General features: G+C 57.8%; 13 protein-coding genes and 2 pseudogenes. 2 read left to right on the top strand and 13 right to left on the bottom strand.

The genetic code is table 11. The features are described 5' to 3' along the window. Positions 1-102 precede the first annotated feature (102 nt). Genes ampD through B9Z40_RS05045 form a run of 3 tightly spaced genes read right to left on the bottom strand, consistent with a single transcriptional unit; the run spans position 103 to position 1706 of the window. Positions 103-678, bottom strand: a complete 576-nt coding sequence (gene ampD / locus B9Z40_RS05055; protein ID WP_100172168.1) for a 1,6-anhydro-N-acetylmuramyl-L-alanine amidase AmpD — start codon at positions 676-678, stop codon at positions 103-105. Positions 679-696: 18 nt separating this feature from the next. Further along, on the bottom strand, positions 697-933 hold the full coding sequence (locus tag B9Z40_RS05050) for a PP0621 family protein (RefSeq protein WP_100172167.1): 237 nt from the start codon (positions 931-933) through the stop codon (positions 697-699). Next, the gene (locus B9Z40_RS05045) at positions 930-1706 is read right to left on the bottom strand and encodes an inner membrane protein YpjD (RefSeq protein WP_369823405.1); all 777 of its coding nucleotides are present in this window, start codon (positions 1704-1706) and stop codon (positions 930-932) included. Before B9Z40_RS05045 ends, B9Z40_RS05050 begins: the two co-directional genes overlap by 4 nt. Before the next feature lie 104 nt (positions 1707-1810). Here B9Z40_RS05045 and ffh point away from each other — a divergent pair, with 104 nt between their 5' ends. Further along, a complete protein-coding gene (ffh, locus tag B9Z40_RS05040; protein ID WP_100172933.1) occupies positions 1811-3196 on the top strand; it encodes a signal recognition particle protein in 1386 nt (461 codons plus the stop codon). 1 nt (position 3197) lies between these two features. Here the strand turns inward: ffh and B9Z40_RS05035 are convergent, their stop codons facing one another. From B9Z40_RS05035 to B9Z40_RS05025, 3 genes are read right to left on the bottom strand one after another with little or no spacing between them, the layout of a single operon-like run. Continuing rightward, positions 3198-3527, bottom strand: a complete 330-nt coding sequence (locus B9Z40_RS05035; protein WP_100172165.1) for a 2Fe-2S iron-sulfur cluster-binding protein — start codon at positions 3525-3527, stop codon at positions 3198-3200. A 25-nt stretch (positions 3528-3552) separates the two neighbouring features. Further along, entirely contained in the window at positions 3553-5034 is a 1482-nt protein-coding gene (locus B9Z40_RS05030; RefSeq protein ID WP_100172164.1) for a glutamine synthetase family protein, read from the bottom strand. Further along, entirely contained in the window at positions 5031-6422 is a 1392-nt protein-coding gene (locus B9Z40_RS05025; RefSeq protein WP_100172932.1) for an aromatic ring-hydroxylating dioxygenase subunit alpha, read from the bottom strand. Before B9Z40_RS05025 ends, B9Z40_RS05030 begins: the two co-directional genes overlap by 4 nt. Before the next feature lie 191 nt (positions 6423-6613). On the opposite strand from B9Z40_RS05025, the gene B9Z40_RS05020 reads away from it, so the two are divergent. Continuing rightward, positions 6614-7009 carry a gamma-glutamylcyclotransferase gene (locus tag B9Z40_RS05020; protein ID WP_100172163.1) on the top strand — a complete coding sequence of 132 codons (396 nt, stop codon included), beginning with the start codon at positions 6614-6616 and terminating at the stop codon, positions 7007-7009. A 12-nt stretch (positions 7010-7021) separates the two neighbouring features. Here B9Z40_RS05020 and miaB read toward each other — a convergent pair whose 3' ends face one another. The 7 genes and pseudogenes from miaB to B9Z40_RS04990 all read right to left on the bottom strand — a co-directional run bounded on the left by miaB (position 7022) and on the right by B9Z40_RS04990 (position 13409). Beyond that, a complete protein-coding gene (miaB, locus tag B9Z40_RS05015) occupies positions 7022-8359 on the bottom strand; it encodes a tRNA (N6-isopentenyl adenosine(37)-C2)-methylthiotransferase MiaB (RefSeq protein ID WP_100172162.1) in 1338 nt (445 codons plus the stop codon). A gap of 518 nt (positions 8360-8877) precedes the next feature. Next, the gene (locus tag B9Z40_RS05005) at positions 8878-9486 is read right to left on the bottom strand and encodes a hypothetical protein (RefSeq protein WP_143473923.1); all 609 of its coding nucleotides are present in this window, start codon (positions 9484-9486) and stop codon (positions 8878-8880) included. Positions 9487-10026: 540 nt separating this feature from the next. Next, a pseudogene (locus B9Z40_RS17420) lies at positions 10027-10152 on the bottom strand (cell division protein FtsZ); the annotation flags it as partial. A gap of 594 nt (positions 10153-10746) precedes the next feature. Next, a pseudogene (locus B9Z40_RS17415) lies at positions 10747-11979 on the bottom strand (VIT and VWA domain-containing protein); the annotation flags it as partial. A gap of 4 nt (positions 11980-11983) precedes the next feature. Then, complete coding sequence (locus tag B9Z40_RS04995; RefSeq protein WP_100172158.1) at positions 11984-12382, bottom strand: helix-turn-helix domain-containing protein; 399 nt, start codon at positions 12380-12382, stop codon at positions 11984-11986. Positions 12383-12600: 218 nt separating this feature from the next. Then, complete coding sequence (locus B9Z40_RS17045; protein WP_143473922.1) at positions 12601-12801, bottom strand: hypothetical protein; 201 nt, start codon at positions 12799-12801, stop codon at positions 12601-12603. Positions 12802-12824: 23 nt separating this feature from the next. Then, on the bottom strand, positions 12825-13409 hold the full coding sequence (locus B9Z40_RS04990) for a DUF2889 domain-containing protein (RefSeq protein WP_233204790.1): 585 nt from the start codon (positions 13407-13409) through the stop codon (positions 12825-12827). Positions 13410-13429 lie beyond the last annotated feature (20 nt).

Below are 13429 nucleotides of genomic sequence, written 5' to 3'. Positions count from 1 at the left end.
ACTGTCCGGAATCTGTTGGGTTCGCCATCCCGTTGCCAGTGGGGCGGGAGCACCGGAATGTCGGCCGCCCACATTTTTTTGGCGCATGGCCAAATTCGGTGTTCAGGGGAATGTCTGGGGCGCAAAGTCCAACAGCTTTTGCAGGCGTGCCCATTCAAAGCCGGGCCCCGGGTCCCTTTTCCGACCGGGGGCAATGTGCTCATGCCCGGCCACATGCGCTATCGGGTAGTTTCGCTTCAAGTCTCGGCACAATTGAGCCAAGCATTGGTATTGGGCGTCTTCAAAGGTCTCGCCCTCCAGTCCCTCCAATTCGATGCCCACTGAATCGTCGTTGCAATGGCTTTTGCCTCTGTATTGAGAGGCTCCGGCGTGCCAGGCACGGTCGTCGCAGCTGACAAATTGCCAAAGTGAGCCGTCGCGCCGGATGAAGAAATGGGAGGACACCTCCAAGCCCCGAATGCTTTGGAAGTAGGGGTGCGCATCCCAGTCGAGTTGGTTGGTGAACAGGCGCTGTACCGCATCGCCACCATATTGACCTGGGGGCAAGCTGATGGAGTGGACCACGATCAGGTCAATGCAAACGGCCGCAGGACGTGGCCCAAAATTAGGCGAAGCCAAACGCTGTGCTTGGGGGTGCCAGCCTTGGTGCCAAAGCGCAGGGGTGGACTCGGAAAACATGGGGCCGAGCGGGGAGATTCAGACAGGGTTGCGGTCTTGCGCGACAGTCCGGTGGTCGGTGCTGCAATAAAGGCCTTTTTGGCCAGAGACGGCTTCTTCTTGCGGTAAGTGAATGCCGCAATGGGCGCAAGTGATCATCTCGGACGGCGAGGATGAGGCTGGTTTCTGGGGTGTTTGAGGTGGTTTGGGCGCTCGGCCACGCTTGACCGCCCAAATAACGACCAACACCAACAACAAGATCAGCAGGTATTTCATCCCAAGCGCCCCAGCATGATTTCCATGACAAATCGGGAGCCTGCATAAGACAGGAGCAACAAACCCGCGCCGATGTAGAGCACCCGGACGGCCCGACGGCCGCGCCAGCCCCATTTGCTGCGACCCACCAGCAAAACCGCAAAAGTCAGCCAAGACAGCAAGGCGAAGACAGTTTTGTGGTCCCAGCGCCAGCTGCCTTGCCCTTGGCCATACAGCGCATCACCGAACAAGACGCCAGCCACCAAAGTGGCGGTCAGCAGCAAGAAACCGGCCACCACGAATCGGAATGTCAGCCGCTCAAGCGTCAACAGGGGCACGCCACTGCTGGCATTGTGGGCTTGGCGGATATCCCTTTCAGCGCGGGTCATCATCCAGGCATGCACCACGGCAGAGCCAAACATGCCGTAAGCGGACAAGCCCAAAGCCCAATGCAAAGGCAGCCAGGCTGAGGCTTGCGAGTGCAGTGGCGTTCCCGGAAAAAACCAAGCCAGAACCACGGCCAGTGCCCCCAGGCTGCCCATGACCCAGCGGGCTGTGAACTTGGGGAAAAACTGGCTCTCTAATATGTAGGCACTCACCACCAGCCATGCCGTTGCAGAAATTGCAGGCGCAAAGCCAAAACGCACAGGCCCCACCAGCAGGCTGAGCAAGGCCACGGCATGGGCAGCCCATGCCAACCACAAAAGTCGACGGGCATGTGTGTGGTGCAGGCGATCCCCAATGAGTGCAGGCAAGCCATAAGCCAAAGCCGCCAGAGCGGTGGCGGGCAGCATCCAAAATGGGGGACTCGCTAAAATCATAGGTCCGAGTTTAGCCTTTCAGGTGCAGCCACAGGGGCTTCGCCAACCTGTTGAACCGGTTTTTTCTGGATTTGCCCATGGCCTCCGCTCTGACCGACAAACTTTCACGCCTCGTCAAGACCCTCAGCGGGCAGGCCCGCATCACCGAATCGAATGTGGCCGACATGCTGCGCGAGGTGCGCATGGCCTTGCTCGAAGCCGACGTGGCACTGCCGGTGGTGCGAGATTTCATTGCCCGTGTGAAAGACAAAGCCTTGGGCCAGGAAGTCATGGGTTCTTTGAAACCTGGCCAAGCGCTGGTGGGTGTGGTCAACCGTGAGCTGGTGGCCACCATGGGCGAGGGGGTGTCGGACATCAACCTCGCCGCGCAACCCCCCGCCGTGATTTTGATGGCCGGTTTGCAAGGTGCCGGTAAAACCACCACCACCGCCAAGCTGGCCAAACACCTGATTGAAAAGCGCAAGAAAAAAGTGCTGACCGTTTCGGGTGACGTGTACCGTCCCGCCGCCATCGAGCAGCTCAAAACCGTGACCGCGCAAGCTGGTGCCGAATGGTTCCCCAGCTCGCCCGACCAAAAGCCGATCGACATCGCCCGCGCCGCCATCGATTACGCCCGCAAGCACTTTTTTGACGTGTTGCTGGTCGACACCGCCGGTCGCTTGGCAATTGACGAAGCCTTGATGGCCGAGATTCAAGCCTTGCACGCCGAGCTCAAGCCTGTGGAAACCCTGTTCGTGGTGGACGCCATGCAGGGTCAGGATGCGGCCAACACGGCCAAAGCCTTTGGCGCAGCTTTGCCACTGACGGGCATTGTGCTGACCAAACTCGATGGCGATTCTCGTGGTGGTGCGGCCTTGTCGGTGCGCCAGATCACGGGCGTGCCCATCAAGTTTGCGGGCACCAGCGAAAAAATTGACGGCCTGGAAGTGTTCGACGCCGAGCGCCATGCAGGCCGTGTGCTGGGCATGGGCGACATTGTGGCCTTGGTGGAGCAGGTCACCGCAGGTGTGGACATGGAGGCCGCGCAAAAATTGGCGGCCAAGGTGAAAAGCGGTGGTAGTTTCGATCTCAATGACTTCTTGGCACAGATTCAGCAGATGAAACAAATGGGCGGATTGTCGAGCCTGATGGACAAATTGCCTTCGCAGATGACCGCCAAGGCAGGGGCCATGGACATGGACAAGGTCGAAAAAGACATCGGCCGCAAGCAAGGCATCATCCACAGCATGACGCCCAAAGAGCGCAGCAAGCCCGAGATGATCAAAGCCACACGCAAGCGCCGCATCGCAGCAGGCGCAGGTGTTCAGGTGCAGGACGTGAACCGCATGCTCAAGGAGTTTGAGCAAATGCAGGACATGATGAAAAAAATGTCTGGCGGCGGCATGATGAAAATGATGAAGCGCATGGGCGCCATGAAAGGCATGATGGGCGGCGGCGGGGGCTTCCCCGGCATGCCGCGCTGATTCAGTACTGGCTTGCAGGCAGCGTGACCCGCAGGCCGTCCAGTTCGGGTGTCAGTTCAATCTGACACGACAAGCGGCTGCCCACCTCGCGCGTTTGGGCGGTGAAGGCCAGCATGCCGTCTTCGTCGCTCGAAACGGGCGGCAGTTTGCCTAGCCAGTCGCCATGCACCACCACATGGCAAGTGGCGCAAGTCAGCAGCCCACCGCAATCGGCCTGGATGCCCGTCAAGTTGGCATCGACTGCGGCCTGCATCAGGCTTTGGCCGGGCTGGACTTGCAAAGTGTGCTCGGCTTGTGACGGGTCATGGGGTTGCAGGTGGATCGTGATCATGTAAGTGCGGTATGAAGTTGCTTATTCAAATGCGCCCGAAATATTCACGCTTGTGAAATTCCAGTGCGTCCTCGGCTTGGGCCGAGCGCTGGTGCTCGGCCAGTTTGATGGTGCTGTAGTAATCGACAAAGGGCTGCCCCAAAGCCTCGCACAAGATCGCGTCTTGCTGCAGTGCAAGCACCGCATCGGCCAAAGACGTCGGGATGGACGCGCCCCCTGCGGCGTATGGCGTTTCGCTGGCTTGCGGCGCTTGCAGTTGTGCATCCACGCCCGAGAGCCCTGCATGGATTTGCGAGGCCATGTACAGATAAGGATTGGCCGCAGGCTCGCCCAATCGGTTTTCAATGCGGGTGGCCTTGTCGCCGGGTTCACCGATCACGCGCAGCATGGCACCCCGGTTGTCACGGCCCCACAAAATCGAGTGCGGCGCCATGGCGTTGGGCCTGAAACGCCCATAGCCATTACTGGTGCTGGTGCACAGGGCCGTGAGAGCCGGTGCGTGCGCCAGCAAACCCGCCAACCATGACGCACCCACATCGCTCAGCACCTGCCGCGCATCCAGCGTACCGACACCCGGTGCCGCTTCATCGCGCATGAACACATTGCGGCCGGTGGCCAACGCACAAACCGACTGGTGCAGGTGCCAGCCGCTCGACATGATGTGCTCAAACGGTGGGCGGCACATGAAGGTGGCGTGGTAACCGGCGCGGCGCAGAGCCTGGCGCGTGGCGTTGCGAAACAGCACCATGTGGTCGGCAGCCGTCAGTACGTCGCTCACATCAAACACCGCTTCCACCTGGCTGGGGCCCAGTTCAATTTCGAGCGAAATCAGCGGCAGGCCCAGGGCTTGGGCGGTGCGCTGCACGATGCGCAGCGGCTCTTCTGCCCGGTCAAACCAGCCTTCGGTCAACAGGTTGTAGCCTGGGTGGATCAGGCTGACTTCGGGCGCGGGGCCGGGCCAAGCGGCTTGGCTGGGGTCCAGGTCTGCACCGTGCAGCGGGTTTTTGATGCGGTAGATGTGGAATTCGACTTCCAGCCCGCAGCGCATCTGCCAGCCGCGATCGGTCAGGCGCTGCACGGCCTGCTGCAACACATGGCGCGAATCGAGCGGCACGATGCGCCCGTCTGCCAAGTAGGGTTGGCACTGCAACCAGCCGGTTTTCTCGGTCCAGGGCAGCACCTGCCAGCTGGCCGGGTCGGGCATGAGCGTGAAATTGCTGGCCCCGGCAAAGCCGGGCAGGGTCTCTTGAATGCCCGGCTCGAACACCTTGAAGGCGGTGCGGTCCGAGCTGTCTTTGAGCAGCAAGGTGCTGACCATGCCGATGCCATTGGCCAATGCCTGGCGCAGCTGCGAAGCCACGATGGTTTTGCCGCGCACCACACCGTGCAGGTCACACCAGCCCAGGCGGATCAGCTCGATGCCCGAGGCCTCCACCTGCCTCAACAATTGCTCGCAAGCGGCTTCACGTTCGCGGCTGTGCAGGCCGCAGCGCTCAGCGAAGCTCATGCCGCGCTCGTGTCGGCTGAAGCGGCCACATCACCCGGAAGTGCCGCGTCCCACGGTGCGCCGCTGCGCTTGGCATCACAAGCCTCGCGCCACCACTGCGGCCACTGACCACTGGGGGCGATGCCGTCCACCGTGTCGGGGCCCACGCGCTGGCTGGCCACAGCCGTTTGCGCAAAGCCGGGCGGCAAGCCACCGGCCTGCACCGTCTCGATGGCTTTGAGCAAGACGCGCCGGTTCGCCATGATCACCTTGTCGCTGGTGCCCAGGTGTTCGCGGGTGCGGTCCTGGATCGCACCCATGCTCTCGCAGGCCCACTGGTCGTGCACATTGATGTCGTCTTCGCCCATACCCAAGTAGGTGCGCGCCACTTGCTCTTCGGGGTTGAAGCCCCAATGGTTGTGCTTGCCCACTTTGGGGATGTAGTCGGGCAGCGTGACCGAGGGCAAGCGCTGGTTGCGCATGGCTTCTTTGTCCACCGGGCCGTCAAAGCTGGTGAACACCGAATACCAATAGGTGTGCGTGTCGTCCACCGGCACATGCATCTGCGTGATGGTCATGGTCTCGGACAGCGGAATCACAAAAGTGTGCGGGAACAGCGCGTTGGTCACCCGCACATGCGTGAGTGCCTCGTTGATCGGGCGCAGGGCCGTCAGGCGCAGGCCCGCATCGGTGGGCTCAAACGAAATTTCCGGCTGGTCCAGCTCGCGCATCACACGCGTCATGGGCCAGCGCTCGCCTTGCACATTGCCCGCGCTCGCGCCGCGAAACTGGCGACCGTAGCTGCCTTCGAGCGACTCGTCCTTGAAGAAGCGGTGCAGGTACGAAGCATGCGCCGGGTCAATGCCCACCTCAAAGGCCTGCAGCCAGTTGCAGTGCCACAGACCCTTGAAGGCAAAGGTGTGCGTAGCCGGGGCGCTGAAAGCGTCGATGCCCGGCAGCGGGGGCGGGGTCTGGCCTTCGGGGCCGAACCAGCCAAACAGAATGCCGCTGCGCTCGATGATGGGGTAGCTGCGCTGGCGCACGCGCTTGCACAGCGTGCTGCCCGTGGGCTCGGCCGGGGTTTCGATGCACTGGCCTGTCACGTCGAACTTCCAGCCATGAAAAGGGCAGCGCAAGCCGTCGCCTTCGTTGCGGCCATAGGCCAGGTCCGCGCCACGGTGCGGGCAGTCGCGGTCAAGCAAGCCGTAGTCGCCCAGCGCGTTGCGAAACAGCACCAGGTCCTGCCCCAAAATGCGCACCGCCTTCACAGGGCGAATCGCCATGCGCGGGTCGAGCGCGGGGTTGAACTCGTCCACCAGGGCGACGGGCTGCCAATAGTGGCGCATCACCGCGCCGCACGGTGTGCCTGGCCCGATGCGGGTGATGAGTTCGTTCTGTTCTGCTTTCATGGGCGCCTCTGGCTTGTGCCTGGTGTTTGCCTGGTGCATGCACTCACCATGGTGGGTCACGCTTGTCTCTCGGAGAACAGTTTAAACGGCCATGTGGGCCGGACCTGCCAACAGGCGACACGGTGGGCATGGCTTGACGCGTGTCAATTCGAGGCGGTCAAAGTGGGCCACATTGGCGCAAAATCCAGCCCATGCAACACGCTCTTTTCATCTACGGCACCTTGATGCCCGGTTTGCGTCTGGAGGCCGAAATGCACGGCGCTCGTTTTGTGGGCGCGGCCCAGGTGCCGGGCCGACTGGTCGATGTGGGCCGCTACCCCGGCTTGCTGCACGGTGAAGGCCAAGTCACCGGCGAAGTCTATGAGGTCGATGACGCGCACCTGGCGCGGCTGGATGCGGTGGAAGACATGGTCCCCGGCCACCGCGCCGCCTCGCAATACTGGCGCGAGGAGGTCACGGTGGTGGGCGGCCCGCTGCACGGGCAAAGGGTGCAGACCTATGTCTACAACTGCCCGACCGAAGACTGCACGCCCATCGGGCACGGCGACTACCGCCGCTACATCCGCGAAGTCGGGCGCGAGTCCTGAAATCCCAGCAGGTCAGTCCTTGATCACCAACTCGCCGCGCAGCGAGTGCGACAAGCCTTGGGTGATGCGCACATCGGCCATCTGACCGATCAGGCGGTCCATGTTCGGGCCGCCGGGGAAGTTGACCACCCGGTTGCACTCGGTGCGACCCGCCAGTTCGGTGGCGTCCTTGCGCGAAGGGCGCTCCACCAAGATGCGCTGCACCGTGCCCACGCGGCTTTCGCCAATGCGCTGCACGTTTTCTTCGATGGTCGCTTGCAGGTGGTGCAGGCGGCGCAATTTTTCGGCGTGCGGCGTGTCGTCGTGCAGGTTGGCCGCAGGCGTGCCAGGGCGGGGGCTGAAGATGAAGCTGAAACTCGTGTCAAAACCGACATCGGTGATCAGCTTCATCATCTTGTTGAAGTCGTCCTCGGTCTCGCCGGGAAAGCCCACGATGAAATCGCTGCTGAGCGACATGTCGGGGCGGATCGCCCGCAGCTTGCGGATCGTGCTCTTGTATTCCATCGCGGTGTAACCGCGTTTCATGGCCATCAAGATGCGGTCCGAACCGTGCTGCACCGGCAGGTGCAAGTGGCTCACCAGTTTGGGGATCTTTTCGTAGGCGTCGATCAGGCGCTGCGTGAACTCGTTGGGGTGGCTGGTCACGTAGCGGATGCGCTCGATGCCCGGCATGTCGGCCACGTACTCCAGCAACAAGGCAAAGTCGGCAATCTCTGACGTGCCACCCATCTTGCCCCGGTAAGCGTTCACGTTTTGGCCCAGCAGCGTGATCTCTTTCACGCCCTGCGCGGCCAGACCGGCGATTTCGACCAGCACATCGTCAAACGGGCGAGAGACTTCTTCGCCCCGGGTGTAGGGCACCACGCAATAGCTGCAATATTTGCTGCAGCCTTCCATGATCGACACAAAGGCCGTGGCGCCGTCCACCTTGGCGGGCGGCAGGTGGTCGAACTTTTCAATCTCGGGGAAGCTGATGTCGACTTGCGGGCGCTGCTTACGCTCGCGCTCTGCCAACATCTCGGGCAGGCGGTGCAGGGTCTGCGGGCCAAACACCACGTCCACATAAGGCGCACGCTTGATGATCTCGGCGCCTTCTTGGCTGGCCACGCAGCCGCCCACACCAATCAACACGCCCTTGGCTTTCAGGTGCTGCACCCGGCCCAGATCGCTGAACACTTTTTCTTGGGCCTTTTCGCGCACCGAGCAGGTGTTGAACAAAATCAAATCGGCCTCGTCCACGTCTTGTGTGGGCTCGTAGCCCTGGGCCGCGCCCAGCACATCGGCCATCTTGTCCGAGTCGTACTCGTTCATCTGGCAGCCAAAGGTTTTGATGAAGACCTTCTTGCTCATGCGGCCTCCACGGCGGTCACGGAGGTGATGAAGTCAAGGCAAAGCAAAGCACGCCAAAGTAAAGCACGCCCGAAAAGGGCCATAGTGCAGCGGTTCATGGTGTAGATCCAGAGGCTGTTGGGGAAAGCGCTTGGGGCGCAGGTGAGGATGGATTGTCGCAGTATTTTCAATAACGTTTAGATGGAATCTGTGAAAATTGGATCTCAGGCTTGAGGATTAGTCGTAAAAATCATGAATTTCAGTTTGGCTGACTATCGAAAAATAAATTAACTCTTGATAAGGTCGAAGTTGTCAATAAAATCAGTACCGCAGGTATTGCACTTGATTTTTGATGGGGTCGGCTCTTCAAGTTTATTTATTTTCCAGTTTATGAGAAATTTTTCAGAATCCGGAGGCGTCTGCCAAGATGAACCCCTGGTCGAGCCTTTCTCTAAAAGAGTGATTTTTTCATTTTCCAAGCATTTCTTGCACATCAAATTAATAATGATTTTATCAATAATTCCCATTGTGATATTAATTTAATTGTAGTTATTAAATAATTCGAGATATGAGTCTAGAATTCGCGAGTCATTTTTGCCATGAATATAAATGGCATTGTTGATCATTCTGAATGCGATCCAGTCTGGTGATGCAACATAATCTTTTACATTTGATAGGGGGATGCTAGTAATTAATTTCCCAAATGAATCTTCGGAAAAAAATGACATAAAAGAATTTTTTATTTCATGTATATTTAGCGTTGATAGTACTCCGTCCTCATCGAACTTAATTTTTGAAATTGTTGACTTTTGATTGTAATCGACGCAGAAAACAAGATCGATTAATTTTCTATGTGATTCAGGGTCATTGAATTTTATTGTGCCTGGGTTTATTATAAATTTTTTCCAGATATTCGAGCTAAAAAATAAATCGACGTATTCTTTGGATTGTATTTTATCGGCTTCCATGTCATCTTGAAATAGAGACTCTTCGACGGCTGATAGCCGCGTTGATTTTGGTTTGAAATACTTATTTTTGATAATATTCAATACTGGTGATGTGTCTCGATTTATGGATATTGCATATAGGCGATTGTTGTGATTTAAATATTTGAAATGCCCATTTCCTGAAGTTGTAATGTATTTCATTTTTTTGCTCCTGGTGATATTATTTATATTAATTAATTTTCGTGATTAAGTTTTTTGATTGAATATTCGGTTGAATTGATTGTGAATTTCTTTAATGAGGTATGCAGATAATTTTGCCGTCAATGATTCGATTAGTCTTCGGCCATAACGCTCGAGTGGTAAATTCTTTTCGTCCGCCAGCCATAATAACAACACCGCCCAAAACATAGCAGGACTGCCCAATGCTTTGGCATGATGCAAAACGAATCCAGCCATGAAGCTTGTATCGGATGAGCGCAACGTTATAGACAACGCCGCTCTGAACGTACGGTTGCCGTAGGCCTGTTCATTGAATTTTTGCAGCATGGCAGTCAACGGGTTGGATGGGTCATCCAAGGTTTTCAGTACTTCGGTCAATTGGACGACTGAGTTGTTGAAGGTGTACTCGCGTTGTTTCTTCCAATAGTCGTCATCTTCCGGTGGGCTCGTTGAATCAGCGCGTTGTGCTTTAGCTTCGTTTCGTTCACGAGCTTTGCGGAGCATGTCGTCTAAGTCGTCTCCATCTGTAGCTCTGCGCAAGAAAGCTGGAATTTCGATGTCGTCCATGCCGGCATTCGACAAGCCATCCACTCTGGATGCTGTGTGTGTACGGCTCGTGCGCCATAAGGCAGGCATGTTCATGCTGCCAGAGTTCTGACTCAGACTTTCAGAATCATTCATTGAGTACGAGTAACTCGCCATGTGCGACAGATTCGACATATCAAAACTGCTGCGTACTTCTTGTATCACTGTTCCATTTCCGCCTGTCCCTGCAGCTTGCATCTGCATCACTTGTTGCAGCAATGGCAGATCTTGCGCTTTTTCGTCCTCAGCACGTTGGTGCACCAATATGAAGTTGGTGTGGGTTGTGACCAGTTGGTACTGCACAGCCATTGCACGCTGGCGCTGTGGGTCTGTGGTGTCCTGCAGGTGCTGGGCGGCGCACAGGCGGGGCAGGATGCCGTCTTCGTCCCACATCAGATTTTCTGCTCTGTGCTTGAGTGTTTTGTCTGTCATTGCCCAGCGCTGGCTGGGCGCGGCAAGTGGTTTTCTGGTCACTTGCGCCCATTGATGAATGGTGTCGCCCTGGGTGATTTCGCGTGGGCTGGGCGACTGGTAGATCAGTTCGGCATCGCTTTCCAAGCTGCAATGGATAGCGCAGGTGTGACGCATGCGTTCGAGCAAACGGGCCACGGCTTGTTGCATGCTTTGGTTGGGGCTGACCATTTCACAGGCACCCCCGCTGACTTCGGCCAGCTCGCGCAGCAGGCTTTCGGCCGGGGCGCTGCTGACGCCCAATGCAAAAAGACGGTGACCTGACTGGCGCACCGTGGCTACGATGTTTTCAATGTTCCAGACCTCGCCATCGGTGATGAGTAGGATGCTTGCCGCTTCAACAGGGCGCTCGTCTTCTGACGTAATCCGAATCACAGCTTCAAGTGCGCTGTCCATTTCAGTGCCACCCAAGTCGGCTTTGATGTTGCGGGCCTCTGAACGCAGGCGGCGTTGATAAGCCTCTGTGCAACGTTGTAGCCTGGGCAGTACATGCAAAGGATGGGTGCCAAAGCGTGTCATGCAGACTTCATCATCAGTCTCCAGTTGATGAAACAGCCAGTCCAGAGCATCGCGGGCTTGTTCGTTGCTGTCGCCTTGCATGGAGCCGGAGCCGTCCACCAGCACTTTCATGCGCAGTTTGGCGGGCGGTGTCTGGGCCGCATCCCAATGGGCGGTTGCGCTGGTCAGCAGGGTGTATTGGCCGGGTTGCGTCGCATCGGCGCTGGCCATGGCAAAAGCCATGTCTTTCAGGCCGTGGATGGTCAGCACAAAGTCGCGGTCCAGCCAGGCTTTGTCTTGCAGTTTGACCATCACGCCGTTTTGGTGTTTAACCCGCTGCACGCCATGCGATGGACTGGTGATGGTGCCATTGGCCAAGGGGTAGGCGATGTCGAGCGACACATGCAGGCGGTATTCGGCCAGTGGGCTGCTGGTGGTGGTCTGGTGCGGGGCCAGGCCACCTTGGCTGTGTTCGTCACCATAACGTGGAGCAATAGTGGTTGGCAGGTTCAGGCGCAGCATGCCGCCTTCCAGCTTCAGCAGTTGGGCGTATTCCAGCTCGATCACCACCTCGTTGCCGGGCAGGATGTTGCCCAGGTTGGCGGTGTAGAGGTCTTTGCCCGAGCGCTCTAGCATCACGGGCAAGTCGCCGGACTGGATGGCTTTTTCGTAAGTGGTTTCGGCTTCTTTCTTTTCGATCACGGTGCCGGTCATGCGTTTGCCGTTGAGTTCGACCGCCATGCCCAATAACACGCTACCCCAAGCCAAGGGGAAGGTGTAAACGCATTCGAGGTTGTCGCCCGTGGTGTTGCGGTAGACCTGCCGCAGCTTCATGCGCAACATCAGGCCTTGCATTTGGCCTTGAGCCTGCACCGATTGCAGGGCGACGGCTTGACCGTCATGGCGGCTTTTGAGGCCCATCACTTCATTGCTCATTTTTGTTTTCCCATGCAGTCATGACGGTGCGTACAAAGGCGCGGAGTTGTTCGGGCGACAAGCCCGCTTCTTGTGGGTCGATTTGCAGCTCTATCCCCGGCGCGATGAACACATGGCTGCGCACGCTGATGCTGCCGGGCTGTTGTTGGCGTTCAGGCACGGGCGATTCGCCACCGGCCAAGACGGTGCGGATACGCTCCAGAGAGACCCCGGCATCGGCCAACTTGCGGATTTGCATGAGCTGGCCCAGATGCACTGGCGTGTAGTGCGCTGCCCGGGTCTCGCCTACTGGCCGGTCCACCAGACCCAGCTGCATGTAATAGCGGACCGTGCGCTTGGGCAAATCGGTCAGCGCGCAGAGCTGGTCTATGGAGTAGGTGGTGGTCATGGGGTTATTGTGACATAAATGCTGTCGCAATAACTGTCTTTAATAAAACGAAGGCGATCAGCCCCTTGAGTGGGGCTTTCTATGGCTTGGGTAGCGGCAGCCAATTCATCTGTTGTGCTGCAAGTGCAAGCTCAGTCGTTTGTTGTTACTCGCCAGATAGTGAAGGCAAAAATAACGACAAAACTTTTTGCCAGCGTTACAGAATTAAGCGGTGGAGCTCAGGCTTTGCGTTGAGCCAGGGTTTTACGTGCTGTGAGCAGCTTGGCATCAAGTTGGGCTAGCACCTCATCTGCACAAATGCCATTGCCCAATACTTGGGTTTCGTATACCGAAGCCAGGCCGCTGTGCACAAATTCAGACCGAGATTCACCCGGAAATGTCGGCCTGACAAGATTTGGGGGATTGCGGCGGTTGTTCATGGATGGCTTGTATTGAACGGCATTCAATCCGGCCCATCCACCACCACCTTCGGCCTGAAAAACATCGGATAAGCCCTTTGCACCGTTGGGCTGTCATAGGCCCAGCTGTGGCATTGGCCCAGGTGGTAAGGCGGTTTGGTCACTTCGGGCTGAGGCTGGCCCGCCAGTTCGCGCCGGTGCCATTGGCCTGCGGGCAGGGTCTGGTAAGCGGCGGTGGCCATGTTGAACAGCATCTCGCGCAGGTGGGTGCAGCCTTCGGTGCCACCCACATATTGGTTGATGACTTTGCGCCAGCCCGGGCCCATGGTTTGGCCGATCAGTTTGTGCATGCCATGGGGAGCGCCTGCACATTCGGTGTGGGGGATGTCGTCCATCGAGGTCGCAATGGCCTGGATCGCCATTTTATTGTCCAGCGTGACGCGGATTTTCAGGCCGTGGATGGGTTCTTGCGCTGGGAAAGGCCGCTCATTGGGCACCTGGAAACTGTAGGTTTTGACGTCGGTCAGAGCCGCTTCGATGTCCCACAGGCCGTCTTCACGGTCGTAACCGTTGTAAACCACGGTTCGCGTATGTGACAGTTTTCGGGGGGATGCTGGGGGAAGTGCCACTTGTTTTCTCTTCGGTTCGG

The sequence above is a fragment of the Limnohabitans sp. 15K genome (assembly GCF_002778285.1).
Classification (GTDB): domain Bacteria; phylum Pseudomonadota; class Gammaproteobacteria; order Burkholderiales; family Burkholderiaceae_C; genus Limnohabitans_A.
Note: the sequence above shows the minus strand (reverse complement) of the source record. Positions and strands in the feature narration are given on the sequence as shown.